Source organism: Bacteroides neonati (genome assembly GCF_000499785.1).
Classification (GTDB): domain Bacteria; phylum Bacteroidota; class Bacteroidia; order Bacteroidales; family Bacteroidaceae; genus Bacteroides; species Bacteroides neonati.
Map to the genome: position 1 here is coordinate 21,425 of NZ_HG726024.1, position 20,118 is coordinate 41,542.

The 20,118-nt window shown below is 41.8% G+C and carries 16 protein-coding genes; 8 read left to right on the forward strand and 8 right to left on the reverse strand.

Annotated features, from left to right (window positions below; all coding sequences use genetic code 11):
* The first annotated feature begins 3 nt into the window (after positions 1-3).
* The 5 genes from zwf (at position 4) to TY03_RS15170 (ending at position 5,493) form a co-directional block, all read left to right on the forward strand.
* The gene (gene zwf, locus TY03_RS15150; protein ID WP_042371502.1) at positions 4-1,500 is read left to right on the forward strand and encodes a glucose-6-phosphate dehydrogenase; all 1,497 of its coding nucleotides are present in this window, start codon (positions 4-6) and stop codon (positions 1,498-1,500) included.
* The gene (gene pgl, locus TY03_RS15155; protein ID WP_042371504.1) at positions 1,497-2,207 is read left to right on the forward strand and encodes a 6-phosphogluconolactonase; all 711 of its coding nucleotides are present in this window, start codon (positions 1,497-1,499) and stop codon (positions 2,205-2,207) included. Before zwf ends, pgl begins: the two co-directional genes overlap by 4 nt.
* Before the next feature lie 280 nt (positions 2,208-2,487).
* Positions 2,488-2,724: a DUF4492 domain-containing protein gene (locus tag TY03_RS15160; protein ID WP_042371506.1), complete on the forward strand. Its 237-nt coding sequence runs from the start codon at positions 2,488-2,490 to the stop codon at positions 2,722-2,724.
* Between the two features lie 28 nt (positions 2,725-2,752).
* On the forward strand, positions 2,753-4,300 hold the full coding sequence (locus tag TY03_RS15165; protein ID WP_042371509.1) for a cytochrome ubiquinol oxidase subunit I: 1,548 nt from the start codon (positions 2,753-2,755) through the stop codon (positions 4,298-4,300).
* Between the two features lie 47 nt (positions 4,301-4,347).
* Positions 4,348-5,493: a cytochrome d ubiquinol oxidase subunit II gene (locus tag TY03_RS15170; protein WP_042371511.1), complete on the forward strand. Its 1,146-nt coding sequence runs from the start codon at positions 4,348-4,350 to the stop codon at positions 5,491-5,493.
* 83 nt (positions 5,494-5,576) lie between these two features.
* Here the strand turns inward: TY03_RS15170 and TY03_RS15175 are convergent, their stop codons facing one another.
* The 4 genes from TY03_RS15175 to TY03_RS15190 form a co-directional block, all read right to left on the reverse strand.
* A complete protein-coding gene (locus TY03_RS15175) occupies positions 5,577-6,533 on the reverse strand; it encodes a D-2-hydroxyacid dehydrogenase (protein WP_042371513.1) in 957 nt (318 codons plus the stop codon).
* Between the two features lie 18 nt (positions 6,534-6,551).
* The gene (locus tag TY03_RS15180; RefSeq protein WP_042371516.1) at positions 6,552-7,823 is read right to left on the reverse strand and encodes a replication-associated recombination protein A; all 1,272 of its coding nucleotides are present in this window, start codon (positions 7,821-7,823) and stop codon (positions 6,552-6,554) included.
* Positions 7,824-7,834: 11 nt separating this feature from the next.
* Entirely contained in the window at positions 7,835-10,417 is a 2,583-nt protein-coding gene (locus tag TY03_RS15185; protein WP_042371803.1) for a DUF5686 and carboxypeptidase-like regulatory domain-containing protein, read from the reverse strand.
* A gap of 181 nt (positions 10,418-10,598) precedes the next feature.
* Positions 10,599-11,681, reverse strand: coding sequence for a UDP-N-acetyl glucosamine 2-epimerase (locus TY03_RS15190; protein WP_042371518.1), 1,083 nt, complete (start codon positions 11,679-11,681; stop codon positions 10,599-10,601).
* Between the two features lie 86 nt (positions 11,682-11,767).
* On the opposite strand from TY03_RS15190, the gene TY03_RS15195 reads away from it, so the two are divergent.
* A complete protein-coding gene (locus tag TY03_RS15195) occupies positions 11,768-12,397 on the forward strand; it encodes a trimeric intracellular cation channel family protein (protein ID WP_081713114.1) in 630 nt (209 codons plus the stop codon).
* Here the strand turns inward: TY03_RS15195 and TY03_RS15200 are convergent.
* Both TY03_RS15200 and TY03_RS15205 read right to left on the reverse strand, forming a co-directional pair.
* Entirely contained in the window at positions 12,380-12,871 is a 492-nt protein-coding gene (locus TY03_RS15200; protein ID WP_042371519.1) for a DUF4251 domain-containing protein, read from the reverse strand. The two genes, TY03_RS15195 and TY03_RS15200, sit on opposite strands and share 18 nt — an antisense overlap.
* A gap of 89 nt (positions 12,872-12,960) precedes the next feature.
* On the reverse strand, positions 12,961-15,858 hold the full coding sequence (locus TY03_RS15205) for a M16 family metallopeptidase (RefSeq protein ID WP_042371521.1): 2,898 nt from the start codon (positions 15,856-15,858) through the stop codon (positions 12,961-12,963).
* A 241-nt stretch (positions 15,859-16,099) separates the two neighbouring features.
* Between TY03_RS15205 and TY03_RS15210 the strand changes: the two genes are divergently transcribed.
* Positions 16,100-16,603 carry an RNA polymerase sigma factor gene (locus TY03_RS15210; protein ID WP_042371524.1) on the forward strand — a complete coding sequence of 168 codons (504 nt, stop codon included), beginning with the start codon at positions 16,100-16,102 and terminating at the stop codon, positions 16,601-16,603.
* 243 nt (positions 16,604-16,846) lie between these two features.
* Positions 16,847-18,622 carry an oxaloacetate decarboxylase gene (locus tag TY03_RS15215; RefSeq protein ID WP_042371526.1) on the forward strand — a complete coding sequence of 592 codons (1,776 nt, stop codon included), beginning with the start codon at positions 16,847-16,849 and terminating at the stop codon, positions 18,620-18,622.
* Positions 18,623-18,691: 69 nt separating this feature from the next.
* Here TY03_RS15215 and mtgA read toward each other — a convergent pair whose 3' ends face one another.
* A complete protein-coding gene (mtgA, locus tag TY03_RS15220) occupies positions 18,692-19,417 on the reverse strand; it encodes a monofunctional biosynthetic peptidoglycan transglycosylase (protein WP_042371529.1) in 726 nt (241 codons plus the stop codon).
* Positions 19,398-20,072: an OmpA family protein gene (locus TY03_RS15225; protein WP_042371531.1), complete on the reverse strand. Its 675-nt coding sequence runs from the start codon at positions 20,070-20,072 to the stop codon at positions 19,398-19,400. The genes mtgA and TY03_RS15225 overlap by 20 nt, the downstream gene beginning before the upstream one ends.
* Positions 20,073-20,118 lie beyond the last annotated feature (46 nt).

Sequence of the window (20,118 nt, forward strand, 5' to 3'; positions counted from 1 at the left end):
TATATGAATAAATTTTCGATAGTGATTTTCGGTGCGTCTGGCGATTTGACCAAGCGTAAACTGATGCCTGCTTTGTACTCTTTATACAAAGAAAAGCGGCTCGACGATGAGTTTGCTATATTGGGAGTAAGCCGTACGAGTTATTCTGATGATGAATACAGGGCTTATATCCTCCAAGAGCTCCAAGAGTTTATGAAAGTAGAAGAGCAAGACATCGAATTAATGCCCCGATTTGTAGCTCATCTTCATTATATATCCATGGACCCTGCTCTTGAAAGTGGCTATGCATCACTCAAAGAAAGATTATTAGAACTCTCTGATAAGAGAAACTTCAATGATTTGTTGTTTTACCTGGCTACTCCTCCATCACTTTATGGAGTCATTCCCCTTCACCTCAAATCGGTGGGACTGAATGTTGCCGGTTCTCGTATTATTGTAGAAAAACCTTTTGGCTACGATCTACAATCAGCCGAAGAACTGAACCATATATATGCTTCGGTCTTTGAAGAGCATCAGATTTATCGGATTGATCACTTTTTAGGGAAAGAGACTGCGCAGAACCTGCTCGCTTTTCGCTTTGCAAATGGTATTTTTGAGCCTCTGTGGAATCGTAATTATGTAGATTACATAGAAATTACTGCTGTAGAGAATCTTGGCATAGAAGAGCGTGGTGGCTTTTATGAAACAACCGGTGCGTTGAGGGATATGGTGCAAAACCACCTCATACAATTGGTTGCTCTTGCCGCCATGGAACCACCTACTGTATTTAATGCCGATAGCTTCCGGAACGAAGTGGTCAAGGTCTACGAATCGCTTACTCCACTAACTGAGGAAGATTTGAATGAGCATATCGTTCGTGGACAATATACCGAGAATGGTATAAAGAGGGGATATCGTCAAGAGAAGAGTGTTGCTCCTGATTCGCGGACGGAAACGTATATTGCCATGAAGCTAGGTATTAGCAATTGGCGTTGGAGCGGGGTTCCTTTTTATATCCGGACAGGAAAGCAAATGCCCACCAAGGTTACCGAGATCGTTGTGCACTTCCGCGAAACACCTCACCAAATGTTTCATTGCGCCGAAGGTACTTGTCCGCGCGCCAATAAGTTGATTCTTCGTTTGCAACCTAATGAAGGGATTGTGCTTAAGATAGGGCTTAAAGTACCTGGTACCGGTTTTGAAGTAAAACAAGTGACGATGGATTTTAGCTATGATCAGCTAGGTGGCCTACCGCCTGGAGATGCGTATGCCAGACTAATAGAGGATTGTATTCATGGAGATCCTACTCTTTTTACGCGTAGCGATGCTGTTGAGTCTTCGTGGCGTTTCTTTAATCCGATCCTTCAATATTGGAAAGATCATCCCGATACACCCTTGTTTGGTTATCCGGCAGGTACATGGGGACCTTTGGAGAGTGAAGCTATGATGCACGAGCATGGCGCCGAATGGACCAATCCATGCAAGAATCTGATAAATACAGATCAATATTGTGATTTATGAAAACTTTTATTTACCCATCGGCTATTGAAACAGCGCGTGCGCTCATTCTCCATCTGATCACTCAGATGGTCAATGCACCTGATAAAATCTTTAACATCGCTTTTAGCGGAGGAAATACACCGTTTCTGATGTATGATTTATGGGCTAATGAGTATAAAGATGCTACGCCTTGGGAGCGGATGCGAATCTATTTTGTAGACGAGCGTTGTGTTCCGCCCGAGAACTCTGAAAGTAATTATGGTGTTATGCGTTCGTTATTGTTAAGTGTAGTACCTGTCTCTTATAGTCATGTGTATCCGATTCGAGGTCAGGGAAAGCCGGAGAAAGAAGCAGAACGATACTCTAAACTTGTAGAGAGTCAGGTGCCTATGCCAAAAGAGTGGCCTGTATTTGATATTGTACTTTTAGGTGCGGGAGAGGATGGACACACTTCTTCTATTTTTCCGGGACAAGAATACTTGCTTACTTCGAGTCAGGTATATGAAGCAACGTTTAATCCTGATAACGGACAAAAGCGCATTGCGATGACAGGAGTTCCTATTTTATCTGCCTCCAAAGTTATTTTTTTGATTACCGGTAAAGCAAAAGCCAATGTAGTGGAAGAGATTTATCGTTTCGGAGATACTGGTCCCGCTTCGTATATTGCTCATCATGCTGCAAATGTAGAGCTATTCCTTGACGGATCGGCTGCCAAATTGATTTCTTAAGTTCGGCTGCTTAGCGTTCTTTCGGTTACTTTGTCTCATCAAGGAATTGCTGAAAGTTTAGTTTATAGCTCTCACTAACGGGGATGTTGGTCTTGCCAAAGACGATGTGTCCCCGTTCTAGGATAGTCTTAGATTATGTTTTTGTCGATTGGAACTCATTTGTCATAGACCAATAGGTTAAATAGGGAGAATCGGTGAAACAACTTTTTTTCAGTTTCATTTGTTAGTTTAAAGATAATACGTATATTTGAATTTATAATTATATATATTTCCTCTGCTTATGAAAAATGCATTCTTTAGCATCTGGACTTTTTATCTCGAAGGATTTCGCAATATGACGCTTGGGCGTACATTATGGCTTATCATATTAATTAAACTATTCATTATGTTTGCCATTCTTCGTGTTTTCTTCTTTCCAAATTTTCTAAGTAGTCAGCCAACAGATGCCGCTAAAGGAGAGTACGTGAGCAACGAACTGATTCAGCGGGCAACTCCGGCTACTAATTCAAAACCATGATGTTTAACTCTTAAACTACTATAATATTATGATTGAAAGTATTGACACTTCGTTAATCGACTGGTCAAGGGCCCAGTTTGCAATGACTGCCATGTATCATTGGCTTTTTGTTCCGCTTACATTGGGGTTGGCTGTGGTTATGGCCATTATGGAGACCGTATACTACAAGACCGGTAATGAGTTCTGGAAGCGTACTGCTCAGTTTTGGATGAAACTTTTTGGTATTAATTTCGCCATCGGTGTAGCTACGGGACTTATTCTTGAATTTGAGTTTGGTACCAATTGGAGCAACTATTCTTGGTTTGTTGGAGATATCTTTGGTGCTCCATTGGCTATTGAAGGCATTCTCGCTTTCTTTATGGAAGCTACTTTTATAGCCGTAATGTTTTTTGGCTGGAATAAGGTGAGTAAGCGCTTCCATTTAGTTTCTACGTGGCTTACAGGTCTGGGTGCTACTATTTCTGCTTGGTGGATTTTGGTCGCTAATGCTTGGATGCAGCATCCGGTAGGTATGCAATTTAATCCCGATACCGTACGTAATGAAATGGTCGACTTTTGGGCTGTTGCTCTATCTCCCGTTGCAGTTAATAAGTTTTTTCACACAGTGCTTAGCGGATGGGTATTGGGTGCCATATTTGTGGTCGGCGTGAGTTGTTGGTTCCTGTTGAAAAAGCGTAATACACGTTTTGCCCTTGCAAGCATTAAGATAGGTGCTGTTTTTGGGCTCGTTTCTTCGCTTCTTGTTGCTTGGACGGGCGACGGATCTGCTTATCAAGTTGCCCAAACACAGCCGATGAAGCTCGCCGCAGTTGAAGGATTATACGAAGGTCAAGAAGCTGCGGGATTGGTTGCTTTTGGTGTATTAGACCCGGCGAAAGAAAGTCATGATGACGGAAAAGAACCTTTCCTTTTTCGAGTTGAAATACCTTCGTTGCTTTCTTTATTAGCCGAGCGTCAGACCAATGCTTTTGTTCCGGGTATCCGTAATATTATTGAGGGCGGATATATGCAGAACGACGGTACTGTGGCTCTTTCTGCTGCAGAAAAAATAGAACGTGGCAAGACTGCTATTGCTGCTTTGGCCGCTTATCGCGAAGCTAAGAAAGCGGGTAATTCGGAAGATGCTCAATTGGCCTACTCTATTCTGCAAGCAAATGTGCCTTATTTCGGTTACGGATATATTAAAGATGTGAATGAGCTGGTGCCGAACGTTCCATTAAACTTCTATGCCTTCAGAGTGATGGTGCTGCTGGGAGGGTATTTTATTCTTTTCTTCTTATTCATCTCAATTGTTGTATTTAAAAAAGATTTAACTCAAATGCGGTGGTTGCATTGGGTTGCTCTATGGACCATTCCTTTCGGATATATTGCCGGACAAGCAGGATGGGTTGTTGCAGAGTGTGGACGCCAACCTTGGGCTATTCGTGATATGCTGCCTACGTCGGTTTCTATTTCTAAGCTTGATGTAGGTTCGGTTCAAACCACTTTCTTCATCTTCTTGATACTATTCACTATCATGCTGATTGCTGAAATAAGAATCATGCTTAGAGAAATCAAAAAAGGACCGGGAGAATAAGAGGCTCCTCCTCAATTATCATTTATCATTTTTAATACTAAACTGTTATGGATTATATATTATTGCAACATTATTGGTGGCTAGTCGTATCTTTATTAGGTGCCATTCTTGTGTTTTTACTTTTTGTGCAAGGAGGGAATTCTTTATTGTTTTGTCTGGGTAAGACGGAAGAGCATCGCAAAATGATGATTAATTCGACCGGTCGCAAATGGGAGTTTACTTTTACGACGTTAGTTACGTTTGGAGGTGCTTTTTTTGCTTCGTTTCCACTTTTCTATAGTACCAGTTTTGGTGGAGCCTATTGGCTTTGGATGATTATTTTATTTAGCTTCGTGCTTCAGGCTGTTAGCTATGAGTTTCAAAGTAAAGCCGGTAATTTATTAGGAAAGCGTACCTATCAAACTTTCTTGGTGATAAATGGAGTAATCGCTCCTGTTCTTCTGGGAGGGGCTGTTGCTACCTTCTTTACCGGATCTGATTTTTATATAAATAAGGGAAACATGACCGATACAATTATGCCTGTCATTAGTAGTTGGGGCAATGGATGGCATGGGCTCGATGCATTGACCAACCCTTGGAACGTAGTGCTTGGCTTGGCTGTTTTCTTTTTGTCGCGTGTACTGGGTGTATTGTATTATATTAATAGCATTGACTGCGACGAATTAATAACACGATGCCGACGCGCACTTGTACGAAATACGGTTCTCTTTCTTGTTTTCTTTCTTGCTTTTGTCATTCGCACCTTATTAACCGAAGGCTATGCAGTAAATCCGCAGACGCAAGAGGTCTATATGGAGCCTTATAAATATCTGTTGAACTTTATTCAGATGCCTGCTGTATTGGCATTATTCTTAGTGGGTGTGGTTCTTGTTCTGTTTGGTATTGGTAAGACTATCTGGAAGAGAGGCTTTGACAAAGGTATTTGGTTTGCAGGTTTAGGTACGGTATTTACCGTGCTGGCATTACTGCTTACAGCCGGTTATAATAATACGGCTTATTACCCTTCATTTACTAATTTGCAAAGCTCATTGACTTTGTCGAATAGTTGTTCGAGCCTCTTTACGCTCGAAACAATGGCCTATGTCTCCATTCTTGTTCCGTTTGTTATTGCGTATATTTTTTATGCATGGCGTAGTATTAGCAAGAAGAAGATTGATGCTAAAGAGATGAACGAAGGTGGACACGCTTATTGATTTCATCACCCGATAGAAAAAAGGCACGGAGGTATTAATCCCCGTGCCTTTTTTAATTTGAGTAATATCTCTTTTGTTTAGCTTTATTTGGCCACATTGTTGATGGGCTTTCCTGCTTTAAATGCTTGTAGGTTTTCCACTAAGATGGTCATCAGTCGTTCGCGAGCTGCTGTTGTAGCCCAAGCAATGTGGGGGGTAATGTAGCAATTGCGAGCAGTGAGCAACGGATTGTCTGCACGAGGAGGTTCGGACGAAAGCACATCGAGTCCGGCAGCGTATATTTTTTCATTATTTAATGCGTCGGCTAAGTCTTGTTCATTAATAAGCTGTCCGCGACCGGTATTAATCAAAATAGCCGATGGTTTCATTAATGCCAGTCGGCGTGCATTAACCATTTCGTATGTTTGCTCTGTGAGTGGACAGTGCAAACTAATGATATCGCACTCATGGAAAAGCTGATCGAGCTCCATCTTTTTTATTTCCGGCGGTAGTTGCAAACGAGATTTAGATGTATGTGCCCAGATTTTCATACCAAAGCCGATAGCAATACGTGCAGTGTTATATCCTGTTTGGCCTAATCCTACAATACCAATTTTCTTTCCCAATAGTTCAATAAGCGGGGTATCCCGAAAGCAAAAATCAGTACTGTTCACCCAGGCTCCTTGATGAACTTCATCCGAGTAGTGTTGCACGCGTTGCGCAATATTGAGAATGTGTGCAAACACCATTTGCCCTACAGACGGTGTGCTGTATGCAGGGATGTTTGTGACAACAATGCCTCGCTCTCGTGCTGCTTCAATATCGACCACATTATACCCGGTAGCCATTACACCAATGTATTTCAATTCGGGTAATGCTGCCATATGGGCTGCAGTGATACTTACCTTGTTTGTAAAGAGTACTTCGGCTGCTGATGCACGTTCAAGTAACTCTTCGGGGCTGGTGCGATCGTATATAATACATTCGCCCATAGCTGTTAATTGATCCCAGCTTAAATCACCGGGGTTGGTGGCATAGCCATCTAATACTACAATCTTCATTTCTATTAGTTTTTATGGTTATTTCGTATACTTCTCTCCCCATAACAGTTTCATCCATTCTGTATGCTTTTGTTCGGCAGCATTCAGTTGAGGCTTCCATATTCGTTTCGATTTTATTTCATCGGGCAAGAACTGTTGCTTCACAAAATGATTTTCGTAGTCGTGGGCATACTTATAATTATCTCCATAGCCTAATTGTTTCATTAGCTTGGTCGGGGCATTGCGTAAGTGCAACGGAACAGGTAAGTTTCCGGTTTCCCGAACCAGAGCCAACGCATCATTGATGGCGCAATAAGCCGAATTACTTTTAGGGCTCGTAGCTAAATAGATGGTTGCCTCTGCCAGTGGAATTCGCCCTTCGGGCCATCCGATCTTCATCAGTGTATCGAAACAAGCGTTGGCAATCAGCATCGCATTGGGGTTGGCTAAGCCAATGTCTTCTGCGGCCGATATAACCAATCGTCGAGCAATAAATGCAGGGTCTTCACCTCCCTCTACCATACGTGCCAACCAATAAATAGCACCATCCGGATCACTACCTCTAATCGATTTAATGAAAGCGGAGATGATATCGTAATGCATCTCTCCATCTTTGTCGTAAGCCAATGGGTTTTGTTGCAAGCGGTCGGTTACCATTGCGTCTGTGATGATCACGGTCTCTTCCGTATCCGAATCGACTACCAACTCGAGTATGTTCAACAGCTTTCGTGCATCACCTCCCGAGAATCGGAGCATGGCATTCGTCTCTTTTAATTCAATGCGTCGTTCTTTCAGTATGACGTCTGTGGTGATAGCGCGCTGCAGTAGCTCCAATAAATCATCTTGTTCAAGCGATTTAAGAACATAGAGCTGACAGCGTGATAAGAGTGGACGTATCACCTCAAAGGATGGATTCTCGGTGGTTGCACCGATCAATGTTACCGTACCGTGTTCTACTGCGCCGAGCAATGAATCTTGTTGAGATTTACTAAATCGATGAATTTCATCAATAAACAATATCGGACTAGCCGAAGCGAAGAAGCGGTTGCTTTTGGCACGGTCTATCACGTCTCTAACATCTTTTACACCTGATGTTACAGCACTCAGTGTATAAAATGGAGTTTCGAGTTTGTTGGCAATAATCTGAGCCAAGGTTGTTTTTCCCACTCCCGGAGGTCCCCAGAGGATGAAGGAGGAAATACGACCTGCGTCGATCATTTTGCGCAAGATAGCACCCGGCCCAACCAGGTGTTTTTGGCCTATATAATCATCTAATGTTTTCGGCCTGAGCCGCTCAGCTAATGGTTGCATAATGGTTCGGATTAAAACACCATTTGAATCATGAATCGTACGCCGTGCTTGTTGATACCGGGATGATCCAGGTAAGTTAAGCGGTGTACATATTCAATATGGAGTAATTTGAATATATTATAGATCCCAACACTGGCTTCCATATAAGGGATTTTTGGATCCATTACGTAGCTGGTATAACTACCATCACGCTTTGGAAAGAGAAACAGATCGGGATTATCATTCTTGAACGGATTGTTTTTATCCGTCAAGTTACCATATAATGCACGAAAGCGGAAAACCTCTCTCCATTTGAGTTTCTTAATAAGTGGAATGCGGTTAAATAGTTTTCCGTTCATATCGTAAGTCATACTCATCGATGCATAACGGTCATTGAGAAACTCCATGTTATTAATCAAGTTGAATGTTTCTCGCTGTGTTATGTATGATAAGTTAGCTGCCGGCAAAATTAATAATGGGAAAGGAACAGTATTCCATTGTGCTCCTGCATTTAGTGTTACATCGATCTTACCCCACGACGAAAGCCAGAAGCGTTTCCATACACTTATGTCTGTCAGGTTGAAGTTGTATTCTCCCCCCAGTACCCCTTTAAATCCGGCTGTATGAGTCAACGTAAAGATCGGAGCATCCAATGATACCGGTCGGCGACGTTGCTTGGTGTTGATAAATGTTTCTCCCGGTGCATAACGTAGCGTTAACCCAAGCTCTGAGGTGGTGATGCTTTTAACTATATCTTCGGCACCAGGGATGGCATACTTATTGGGACTGTTACGGATATATTGTAGATTTCCGGTAGGAGTATCCTCGCGATGGCGTGCAGAAGCAGCTACTGAGAATCCCGATGGAAGTTCCATTTCATAGGATAGTGATGCATCACGTACATATGACATTTGGTCAACAGTTGTTGTTTTCCATGCTACGAAGACGTTATCCTTATCTGTTGCCAAAAACTTATCCATCGGCGACATTACATCATAACGATAACTTGCCGTGATGAAATGTTTCGGAAACTCCCAAGGGAAATAATCACATTTGCGGAAAGAGTAGGTTGCATTGGCTTCATATTTCCACTTCTTATCCTTGAGTCCATACGCACCATATCCGCTAAAGAACCAATGCGGATTCAGTTTGGCGGTTGTCATACCGCTAAGACGGAAGCGTGTACCATCTACATAATTACTGGAAATCATTGTATTGATAGGGCCAATATCGAATTTACTCGGATGTTCTTTATTTCCCGTTTCTACATGGTTCTCGATCAATGCTTTTGCCCCGAAAATGACATATTTAAACCCGGGTATTTGCTCGATCCTGTTCATGAATACATCCATGGTACTCTCGGTCTTGGTCAATGGTACTTGCCGCACACTCGCCCAATACTCATCGCTTTTATTCAGCATATCGGCCTCCTTCACAATGTTTCCTTTCAGGCGAAACAACCGTTGCTCGATAGACTCGAATGTATAGTCGGAATATTTAGTCGTACGCTTTACTTGTAATCCCTGAATAGCTTTCATGAGTGAAAGATCGACTGTCATATCATCATCAATCAAGACCCAATTGCCATTAGGTAATTGCTCGTACTGCTGTACGATATCAAGGTTCTCCACAAAATTTACTCCGGTTTTCTTCGGCAGATTCATGGTGGCTTTTTTTACGGCATAGGTAGAATCTTTTAGTACATACAAATGGCCGGTAAATCCAAAGTCTTGAGAGTTTTGAGGTACGAATGTGAGGTGTACACAAGTATCCTTGTCTACAGTGAGTGTATCCATTAAATAATACTTATAGAATGAGATACCTCCATCGCTGATAGGGCTTACGAAGCGGCGCTGTAATAAACGGATATCGTCATCGTAGATATTGATATCAGAGAACACATCATTTAAGATTGTTCCGAGCATTTCGCCTGTCGAAAAGAATTCCTCAATACCATTTGAGTTCATTCCTTCTATAATGGTTTTCTTGCTTTCGGGTGATTTTCGGAAAATGGTTTTCGAAGATGTTTCCTGTACCGATATAGGCAAGATCATCTTATTGGTTTCGGGCGAAACCTCCACCTGATCCTTCAGAAAGGAGAACTTTTTATAAATTCCTTTCTCAAGACTTTCGGGAGTGACATCGTTGAGCGACATCTTCATCTTTTGGTACTTATTGTACTGATAATAGTCGTTCTCTTCGAGCTTTTGAGCTTTCTTATGCGCAATAACTTTGCGCATAAACTCAACGGCCGGATTGTTTTTACGCGAATATTTCTCTTTCTTTGGTTTGACTACAACCTCTTCGAGAAGTACATCGCTACTTCTTAATTGTACATTCAGCTCTTTAGTTCCGGGAGCTATTTTTACGATTTTTGTAATATAGCCCACGGATGAAAAGGTGATCTCATTCCAATTCTTACGGGTTTCAATTTGATATTCACCTTTCGCATTGGAGATACCACCGACACCCTTTCCTTCGTAAAAGACCGAGATGTACATTAAGGGTTCATGCGTCAAAGAGTCAGTAATAACTCCTCTTATCTGTGCAAAGAGTTGTGGAGCAGTGAACAGGAGAAGAAGTAAAATAATGCGTTTGCTATATAGTCGTTTCATAATGTTCATAAACAAGTGACTGCAAAGTTAGCAAATAACTCTTAAAAACGCAGATACTATAACCTTTTTTGTATTACTTTTGTCCATCTAAATACTGTCACTACCACTCTCTGCCTTAATTTTCACTGACTCAATGTGCTTGTTTGCTTTAAGTCTGGAAGCGATATCGGGTACAGATCGTTTACGATAGCAGAATCTGCACAATTCTTTCGGCAGTTCTTCCGTCCCAACGCTCCGGCAATTGTCCTTGTTTCCATTTGCCTTGCATCAGTACATCCATCGCTTTCTCTAATGCAAGAGGGTCTTCGCCTACCAATTCATTGGTTCCCATACGCCAGGTTTCTGGGTGCTCGGCATACGTGTTTAGTGTAATGCAAGGTATTCCCAAGAAGGTAGCTTCTTCGGCCACATTGCCCGAGTCGGTTATAATTGCCTTGGCTTTGTTCATCAAATACCCAAAAGCAAGATAGCTTTGCGGTGGCATGATATGGAGGTTGGGAGCTTCAATCCCCAATCCTTTAATTGCATCGCGAACATACGTATGCAAAGGGGCAACGATAGGTGTGCCGGCTGCTTTTTGAATCAATGTTTCCAAGAGTTTTCGCAAATTCTCTTTATTGCGCAACAGAGCATGTCGATTCATTGTGAATAGGATATACTCCTGCTCTTTGAGGCCCAATACCGGAAACCAAAGAGGTTTAATCAAGCGGTTGCGGTTATAACGGATTGTATCAATCAGGATGTTGCCTACATAATATACTGTTTCATTTTCCGTTCCGGTTTGATTTAGGTTGCGATTGGCTACCATGCCGGCCGTGAATAGATAGTCCGAAAGCCCATCGGTGATCATACGGTTCACCTCTTTAGGCATGTTCATATCGAATGAGCGGGTACCCGCCACCAAATGAGCAACTTTAATACCCTGCTTCTTGGCTACAATGGCACAACTCATCGTTGCTGTGAGGTCATCGACAACAAGAACCAAGTGCGTTGGGTTTTCAGTTAACTCATGTTCAAATGCCAACATGATGCCGACTGTCAGTTCGGTAGGGTTTAAACCACTAATACCCAAGTATGCATCCGGTTTCTTCATATTGAGATCGGCAAATAACGATGGGTCTAAACTGGTGTCATCTCGTTTACCTGTATATACCAAACGGTAAGAGATTCTTTTACCCTGCGCCCGTGCGGCATCGATAGCATGCGTGATGGGAGCTATTTTCATAAAGTTGGGGCGTGCCCCAGCAACAATAGTTATTTTCATATTCGCTCTTCAAATCTATTTTCAATAAACAAAAGTACGCTTTCTTGCGGAATTATTTGTTTCTTTGCAGGCAAAAAACGAAGATAATGCCAACATTCTTTCAAATTCCAACATTTATCCAGATTCTGGAGTTTATCGGTACATTTGCTTTTGCTATTAGTGGTATTCGTTTAGCTTCCGCTAAACAGTTCGATTGGTTCGGCGCCTATGTGGCCGGTGTGGCCGTAGCTATCGGTGGTGGTACCATTCGCGATTTATTATTAGGAGTTACTCCTTTCTGGATGACCAATCCAATTTACTTAATTTGTTCCGGATTAGCGTTGTTATGGGTTATTCTTTTTCGGAAACACCTCATCCACATGCACAATACCTTTTTCCTGTTCGATAGTATCGGACTGGCTCTTTTTACGGTAGTAGGGCTCAGTAAGACAATCGATCTTGAATATCCTTTCTGGGTAGCCATTATTATGGGTACTATGACAGGTGCTGCAGGCGGCGTCATCCGTGACGTATTTATAAACGAAATTCCGCTTATCTTTCGCAAAGAGATTTACGCCATGGCCTGTGTCATTGGTGGTCTCATCTATTGGTTACTGTATCGTTTGGGGCTCGATTCTTCACTGATACAAATAATCAGTGGATGCAGTATCTTTCTGGTTCGTGCCCTGGCAGTTAAGTACCAAATTTGCCTACCTATCTTAAAGGGGGAGGATTAACTCCCCTGAGAAGCTGATCGATTGTCGTTGTTGCATCGATACATCAATCGCAGCCGTCCCATTTGGAAAGATTTGAATGAAAAAGTCAAATCTATCCTCTTTACTTCGGGTAATGAATGTTATCTTTATGGCTTTGTTTTTTTTCGTTTCCATCTTATAGGTTTCAAGCGGTGCATTGAATCTTAGTCCATCACCACCTCCATACGGGATGCTATATGCACGTCCGTAATAAGGCAAATTCGAAAAGACCGAATCATTTCTCAACTCAAGAGAGTAGGAGGGAGACAGTTGCACCGATCGCCCGCCTTGCGGATAAGCTCTCGAAACATCAATCTTAAAATTTCCCGATTCGACTACCTCTTTTACAGCTTTCTCTTTTTCTTCTTTCTTCTCTTTTTTGCTTTGCGCATAAAGAGCGGATACACTTACTACTAAGCTCAGTAGCAATAGAAATAATCTTTTATTTGTTTTCATTGCCAATAGGTTTATTATAAAATAACACGCCAGCTACCTTAAAGTACAGATAGCTGGCATATTATTTAATAAAAATTATTATGTTTTCTTTAAAACATAGCATCCTTCGTGTTAAACAGCTTCTTTTCGGTCAACTTTACTACTTTCCCGAATTTTCCAAGTTGTTCTAAACTAATCTCTTTCGGATTTCCCATAATTCCGATAGCTATTGGTCTTCCTTTGATGTTCTCTTCGTAATACTTCACGATATCTTCGAAGGTCAATGCATCGATTTTAGGAACATTTTCAATTGATGGGTCTTGCGTATAACCTCTTCGTTTACACATTTCAACATAAGCTGCTTTGTCTCTGAAGTCGGGTTGCGTGGTTAGAGCTTCTTGGCGTAAATAGCTTTTAATGTTATCCATACGATCCGGATTTTTAGGCATATTGTTTAGCAAATCCATGTACACAGTCAGTGCTTCGACCGCTTTGTCATTTTGTGTACCGATTTGTCCGCTGAAATATGTTGGAAACCCTGGAAGTACAGGTGTTCTAACCACACCATAGGCAGTATATACCATTGATCGTTTTTCGCGAAGTTCGCTCAAAACCAATCCGTTAAAACTTCCTGAGAAGTATTGATAAAAGGCATCGCGTAATACGTCATCTTTTTTATCGAAGTTAGTGGTAGGCATGTAGAAGAATAGTTGTGCCTGCTCTACATCCGAGTTAGGCAAGAAGTAAATTGTATTCTCTTTCACAGCTGCCATCTGTTTAACTTGTGGCGAATTGCTTTCTTTTTCATTGGCTACTAGTGGTAGATTCTTACTGAGAACCTCAAATACATTTTCCATTGGCAATGTACCTGTATAGTATATTTGAGCTTCATAATTTGAAGCACGGTTTATGTCTCCTGTCAGTTCAGAAATCTTAAGTTCGATGATCTGCTTATCGGTTAGCTCATCAATATAGTTTGATTTGTCTTGGTAGAAGAGATATTGATTCAAAGCGTCTGCTAATATTTGGACGTTTTCTTTACGCTGCTGACGTTCACCGAGTAGCGAACCCTTGATTCGTGCCAATTGTTTATCATCTAATTTGGGCATTAAAATTTGTCTTGAAAGCAGTTGGCAAGCAGCCTGCAGATTTTCTTCATAACCCCGCATGGTAATATAAAGATAGTCGTCGGTGGCAAACACTTCACATGTTGCATTCAATTTGCTTAATTCTTTTTTTAGATCCTGTGGTTCGTACGATCCCATGACGCCAGCATTGTTCATTAGGTTGGCAGCAATATTTAATTGGGGAAACTCACGTTGACCTACACCATATTTTAATGTCAGATTAAATACATTATTCTCCGAGTTAGGAGTATAGAAGAACTGTGATCGTTCATTGATTTTCTTACTTTTTACATCAGCAAAATTCAAGAATGTTTCATCGACTTTGCCAATAGGCATTGTTTTGAATTGCTGCGAATAGAGCGATTGCTTTCCCACAGGAGGTTCTACCGGTTTATAACCAGGCTTTTTAATTTTTTCCTTTTTATCTAGCTTCCCTTTTTCGATAAAGATGGCTAGATAATCATTATTCAGGTATTGCTTGGCTACTCGTTTTATATCATCGATAGTCACACCCATTACCTCATCTTTGTAATTGAGAACTTTGTTTAGGTCCTGTTCATTGACGAATGCCTCTAACAAGGTTTCTCCTTTTCGTTCGTTCGATTCCATCATCAGGTCGAAGTCACGGCACATATTTGCTTTGATCGCATTGATCACCCAGTCTTCAATATTTCCGTTAGCAATTTGCTCAATGGCTTTCAGTGCCTTTTTTTCGGCAGTCTTAGTTGACTCGAACCGACGTTGGTTCTCATCGTAGAGCGGAATACAGCTAATGATGCAACGTCCCTGCTCCCGCATAAAGGCCGGGTATGCATATCCCTGTGTCAACTCACCATCTATTGTCAATTTGTCAAGCACGCCGGTTCGGTTGTTGTTACTTAATAAAGAAAGAGCAATCTCCAATGCCTTCTTATCCGGGTGCCCGGCAGGTACACCTTGATAAACAAGGTTTATTGATGGGTAGTTTCCTATCTTGGCCGTATACTGTGTACGCCCTTTGATCTCCAAATTTGGATATTTAATACGATCGGGGGTGGGCTTGTTTGCTAAACGCCCGAATGTACCTGCTATGCGTCCGCTGATTTGGTTGGCATTGATGTTTCCAACTAAAATTAAAACCATATTCTCAGGTGTGTACCAATCCTCGTAAAATTGGATAAGTTTACTTAAACGCGGATTCTTCAAGTGGTCGGGTAGACCAATAATAGAACGGGAGTAGGGATGCCCCTCGAAGGCTTTCCCCATAATGAAATCATTCTGTATACGTCCGGGGTTGTCTTTCGATCGATTGAACTCTTCATATACGGTTTCTAGTTCTGTTTGAAATGTCCTGAATACAGGATGCATGAAACGCTGTGATGAGATTTCGAGCCACTTATTAATTTGATAAGGCGGGAATGAATTATGGTAAAAGGTCAAGTCGTAACCTGTTCCGGCATTAACTCCTTTGCCTCCCATGCTCTCCATCAGATTCGAGAATTCGCTCGAAACACTTATCTTTCCCGCTTGAACCGTCAGGTCATTAATCTCTTTGGCAATGGCCTCTTTCTTCCCTGGATCGGTCTCTTCGGCCATTTCATCGTATTTGGTGATGATCTGTTTATACAACGGCTCTTCGGTAGCCCAATCAAGTGCTCCAATCTTATCAGTACCTTTAAACATAACATGCTCTAAATAATGAGCTAGTCCGGTATACGATGCAGGATCATTTACTGCTCCGGTTCGTACTCCGACAATGCCGAATACGTCCGACTTTGTGTTGTCTTCCCATATATATACTGAAAGACCGTTTTTTAATTTGAATGCTTTAAGGCCTTGTCCAAAAGAGGGAAGCGCCAGGGCACTCATAATTAAAAGAGTAAATAACTTAAGTAGTTTCATAGATTAAAAAATAAATAAAGCTTTTTTTGTTTGTTAGTAGATAAAAAGAGTTAGAAATCACAAAATATACTATACTTTTATTCAAAAAAACACCTTTAAATTATCAAAAACCACCCTAAAACTATCATATGATAGTTTGTACCCTGAAGAAAAGTGAAATTTCCCCTATCTTACTTTAAAAAAACGCCTAAACTTGCAACATCGAGAAAGAAACGAATATTAACCGTTAAAACCATTAGGTATGAAAAGTTTAAGCTTTAGAAAGGATTTAATCGGAGTACAAGAGGAGTTACTGCGTTTTGCTTACAAATTAACTGCTAACCGCGAGGAAGCAAATGATTTACTTCAGGAAGCGTCGCTTAAGGCGTTAGATAATGAAGAAAAGTACATTCCCGATACTAACTTCAAAGGATGGATGTATACGATTATGCGTAACATCTTTATTAATAACTATCGCAAAGTTATCCGTGATCAAACTTATGTAGATCAGACCGACAATTTGTATCACCTAAGCCTGCCCCAGGATTCGGGTTTCGAAAGTACCGAAGGAGCATATGATCTAAAAGAGATGCATCGTGTTGTTAACTCACTGCCTAAAGAGTACAAAGTGCCTTTTTCGATGCATGTGTCGGGATTTAAATATCGCGAGATAGCCGAAAAACTTGACTTACCCCTTGGAACAGTAAAAAGTCGTATTTTTTTCACTAGACAGAGACTTCAAGAAGAGCTAAAGGATTTTGTTTGATGATGTTATGAACAATTGTGTAACTGACAATTGGCAATTAATAATCGAGTGTTCGAATAGAAAAAGAACGGATTATTAGTTGCCAATTGTTCGTTTTGGAATGTTGACTTTACAATATGGTATATAACCTCATTTCTATTAAGATATTTATACCTGTTTTTTGTCTTTATGTCAAATTACTCACTATATTTGTATCGTACAAGTTAACCCCAATGTGGAATCATTTTTAGATAGTTTACGGCAATGAAAAAGGAAATTAAATTTAGTCTCGTTTATCGAGACATGTGGCAGTCATCCGGTAAGTATCAACCTCGTATCGATCAGTTGGTACGTATCGCTCCATTGATTGTAGAAATGGGCTGTTTTGCCCGGGTCGAAACCAATGGCGGTGCTTTTGAACAGGTCAACCTGTTGTATGGCGAAAACCCCAACAAAGCAGTGCGGGCTTTCACCAAACCTTTTAATGATGCCGGAATCAAGACACACATGCTCGACCGTGGTTTGAACGGCCTGCGTATGTATCCCGTTCCAGCAGATGTGCGAAGGTTAATGTATAAGGTAAAGCATGCACAAGGTGTTGATATCACCCGTATCTTCTGCGGATTGAACGAGGTGCGCAATATCATCCCTTCTATTCACTACGCGCTCGAGGCAGGCATGATTCCTCAAGCAACCTTATGTATCACTTTTTCGCCCGTGCATACGGTCGAATATTACGCTGCTATTGCTGATCAGCTGATTGAAGCAGGAGCACCCGAAATCTGTTTGAAAGATATGGCAGGTATCGGACGTCCGGCTATGTTGGGGAAATTAACAAAAGCGATCAAAGACAAACACCCCGAAGTGATTATTCAGTATCACGGACATAGTGGACCGGGGTTGTCGATGGCCTCTATTCTTGAAGTCTGCGAGAATGGTGCCGATATTATCGATGTGGCTATGGAACCTATCTCGTGGGGTAAGGTGCATCCGGACGTAATCTCCGTGCAAGCCATGCTGAAAGATGCTGGTTTCCAAGTAGCCGAAATAGATATGAAGGCTTACATGAAAGCCCGTGCGATGACGCAAGAGTTTATTGACGACTTCCTGGGTTACTTCATGGACCCTACCAACAAACACACCTCTTCGCTTTTGCTTAAATGTGGTTTGCCCGGTGGTATGATGGGATCGATGATGGCCGACTTGAAAGGTGTGCATGCCGGTATCAATATGATACTTCGCAGCAAAAATGAACCTGAGTTGAGTATCGATGATCTGCTTGTAATGCTCTTCGACGAAGTTGAATATGTATGGCCTAAACTGGGATATCCTCCTTTGGTAACGCCATTTAGTCAATATGTGAAGAATGTGGCATTAATGAACGTGATGTCATTGGTTAAAGGCGAAGGTCGCTGGACGATGATCGATAACAATACCTGGGGTATGATCTTGGGTAAGAGTGGTCGACTGCCCGGTGCACTCGATCCTGAAATCATTGAACTGGCCAAAGCGAACAACTTTGAGTTCACCGACGAAGATCCTCAATCGAATTATCCCGATCAATTGGATGAATTCCGCAAAGAGATGCAGGATAACGGTTGGGACGTGGGTCCTGATGAAGAAGAGCTCTTCGAGTTGGCACAACACGATCGCCAATATCGCGATTACAAATCGGGTGTTGCTAAAAAACGCTTTGAAGAAGAGTTGCAACGTGCCAAAGATGCCGAATTAAGCAATAAAGGCTTCTCATTGGAAGAGGTTAAGAAGTTTAAACGTGCCAAAGCAGAACCGATCACCGCTATGGAGAAAGGTCAAGTGGTATGGGAGATCGATGTGAAATCGCCTTCAATGGCTCCCGAAGTAGGACATATGTACCACGCTGACGATACCTTCTGTTACATTGCCACACCATGGAGTACTTACGATAAGGTACCTGCCAATTTCAAAGGACGCATTATCGAAGTATGTGCACAACAAGGTGCATTGGTTAATAAAGGAGATGTATTGGCTTACATTGAAAGAGTAGAAGAGACTGTTTGATGCTCCGACTCGATATTTAAAAAGAGCCCCGTGTGCAATAGCTGTACACGGGGTTCTTTGTAATATCGGTTATCTTTTTTTCTTTTTCGTCGGTTGCTCTTTATCTACCGGCGGAAATTTAGGAACCAGACGCATCAATCGTAGTATTTGCGACTGTCTTCTCTTTATATACTGCGAGGGGTGAGCCGAGTCGAAGCGTATTGGGTTTGGCAAGGTTGCTGCAATCAATGCGCACTCTCCCTTTGTTAGTTTGGCCGCTGTGGTACCAAACTTGTATTTTGCTGTGGCCTCTGCACCATAAATACCTTTCCCCATCTCAATGGAGTTTAAGTATACTGTCATGATTCGCTCTTTCGACCAGCAAAGCTCTATGAGAAAAGTAAAGTAAACCTCGAATCCTTTGCGCACCCACGATGATTGTGGCCAAAGGAATACGTTTTTGGCTGTTTGCTGGCTGATGGTGCTGGCTCCTCTTTTACGTTTGCGTTTTTCGTTCTCTTTCATTGCCTTTTTTATCTCGATCATGTCGAATCCGTTGTGTTCGGCAAACCGATTATCTTCCGAGGCAATAACAGCCATGGGCAGATTAGGCGATATTTTATCGAAAGAAACCCACGTGTGTTTACACGTGGGCATTTCTCCTGATACAACCTGTTGCACACTTCGAATAACCATCAGTGGCGTAACATAAACCGGTAGAAACCGATATATCAACACTGCCAATATGGATGATATAAAGAAGAAAAGTACGAGGTTGCGTATGATACGTATTATTTTAGAAACCGGCTTCCGCATTCTTAATCATTTGTTCGCTGGCGTACATAAAGATATCTACGCGTCTGTTCTGCTCGGCAGTTTGCGCCTCATTGTATTGCGAATAGCCTACTCCTTGCACTGATTTAAATTGTGCTGGAGATACACCACATGATTGCAGGTAGTTTTCAACTGCATAAGCGCGTTGGCCTGATACCTTTTGATTGGCCTCATAGGTACCTACTTTATCGGTATGACCTACGATGGCGATATCGATCGTTGGGTCACTTTTTAGAATTTTGGCAAAATCGGCAAGCGATTGCTTGGCTGTGTTGCTCAATGTCGAAGAATTGAAACCAAAAAGAATACCCGAGTTGAAGGTAACCTGTACGGCTTTCAATCCGTTAGCATCCGTTACTTCCTGCACCTGTGCACCTTCTATTTTCGCGGCTTCGGCTGCTTTTTTATCCATTTTGTGGCCGATGAGCACGCCTGCACCACCGCCTACTGCTGCACCGATCGCTGCACCAATAGCTGCACCTTTTCCTTTACCGGCAATACCACCGATAATTGCTCCCAGTGTAGCACCTGCTCCACCACCTACAACACCGCCTTTGGCTGTATTATTCATGGTACTGCAACCTCCGAAAACGATTGCTACAGAGAGAAATAAAGCCATAAATTTAATCTTTCTCATAAAGTTTCTTTTAATGAATTATAGAATTAAGAAAATATCGCTGCAA

Bases quoted from the DNA above. Each gene is read 5' to 3' on its own strand.
- zwf (WP_042371502.1), top strand. From the start codon at position 4: ATGAATAAATTTTCGATAGTGATTTTCGGTGCGTCTGGCGATTTGACC.
- pgl (WP_042371504.1), top strand. From the start codon at position 1,497: ATGAAAACTTTTATTTACCCATCGGCTATTGAAACAGCGCGTGCGCTC.
- TY03_RS15160 (WP_042371506.1), top strand. From the start codon at position 2,488: ATGAAAAATGCATTCTTTAGCATCTGGACTTTTTATCTCGAAGGATTT.
- TY03_RS15165 (WP_042371509.1), top strand. From the start codon at position 2,753: ATGATTGAAAGTATTGACACTTCGTTAATCGACTGGTCAAGGGCCCAG.
- TY03_RS15170 (WP_042371511.1), top strand. From the start codon at position 4,348: ATGGATTATATATTATTGCAACATTATTGGTGGCTAGTCGTATCTTTA.
- TY03_RS15175 (WP_042371513.1), bottom strand. From the start codon at position 6,533: ATGAAGATTGTAGTATTAGATGGCTATGCCACCAACCCCGGTGATTTA.
- TY03_RS15180 (WP_042371516.1), bottom strand. From the start codon at position 7,823: ATGCAACCATTAGCTGAGCGGCTCAGGCCGAAAACATTAGATGATTAT.
- TY03_RS15185 (WP_042371803.1), bottom strand. From the start codon at position 10,417: ATGAAACGACTATATAGCAAACGCATTATTTTACTTCTTCTCCTGTTC.
- TY03_RS15190 (WP_042371518.1), bottom strand. From the start codon at position 11,681: ATGAAAATAACTATTGTTGCTGGGGCACGCCCCAACTTTATGAAAATA.
- TY03_RS15195 (WP_081713114.1), top strand. From the start codon at position 11,768: ATGCCAACATTCTTTCAAATTCCAACATTTATCCAGATTCTGGAGTTT.
- TY03_RS15200 (WP_042371519.1), bottom strand. From the start codon at position 12,871: ATGAAAACAAATAAAAGATTATTTCTATTGCTACTGAGCTTAGTAGTA.
- TY03_RS15205 (WP_042371521.1), bottom strand. From the start codon at position 15,858: ATGAAACTACTTAAGTTATTTACTCTTTTAATTATGAGTGCCCTGGCG.
- TY03_RS15210 (WP_042371524.1), top strand. From the start codon at position 16,100: ATGAAAAGTTTAAGCTTTAGAAAGGATTTAATCGGAGTACAAGAGGAG.
- TY03_RS15215 (WP_042371526.1), top strand. From the start codon at position 16,847: ATGAAAAAGGAAATTAAATTTAGTCTCGTTTATCGAGACATGTGGCAG.
- mtgA (WP_042371529.1), bottom strand. From the start codon at position 19,417: ATGCGGAAGCCGGTTTCTAAAATAATACGTATCATACGCAACCTCGTA.
- TY03_RS15225 (WP_042371531.1), bottom strand. From the start codon at position 20,072: ATGAGAAAGATTAAATTTATGGCTTTATTTCTCTCTGTAGCAATCGTT.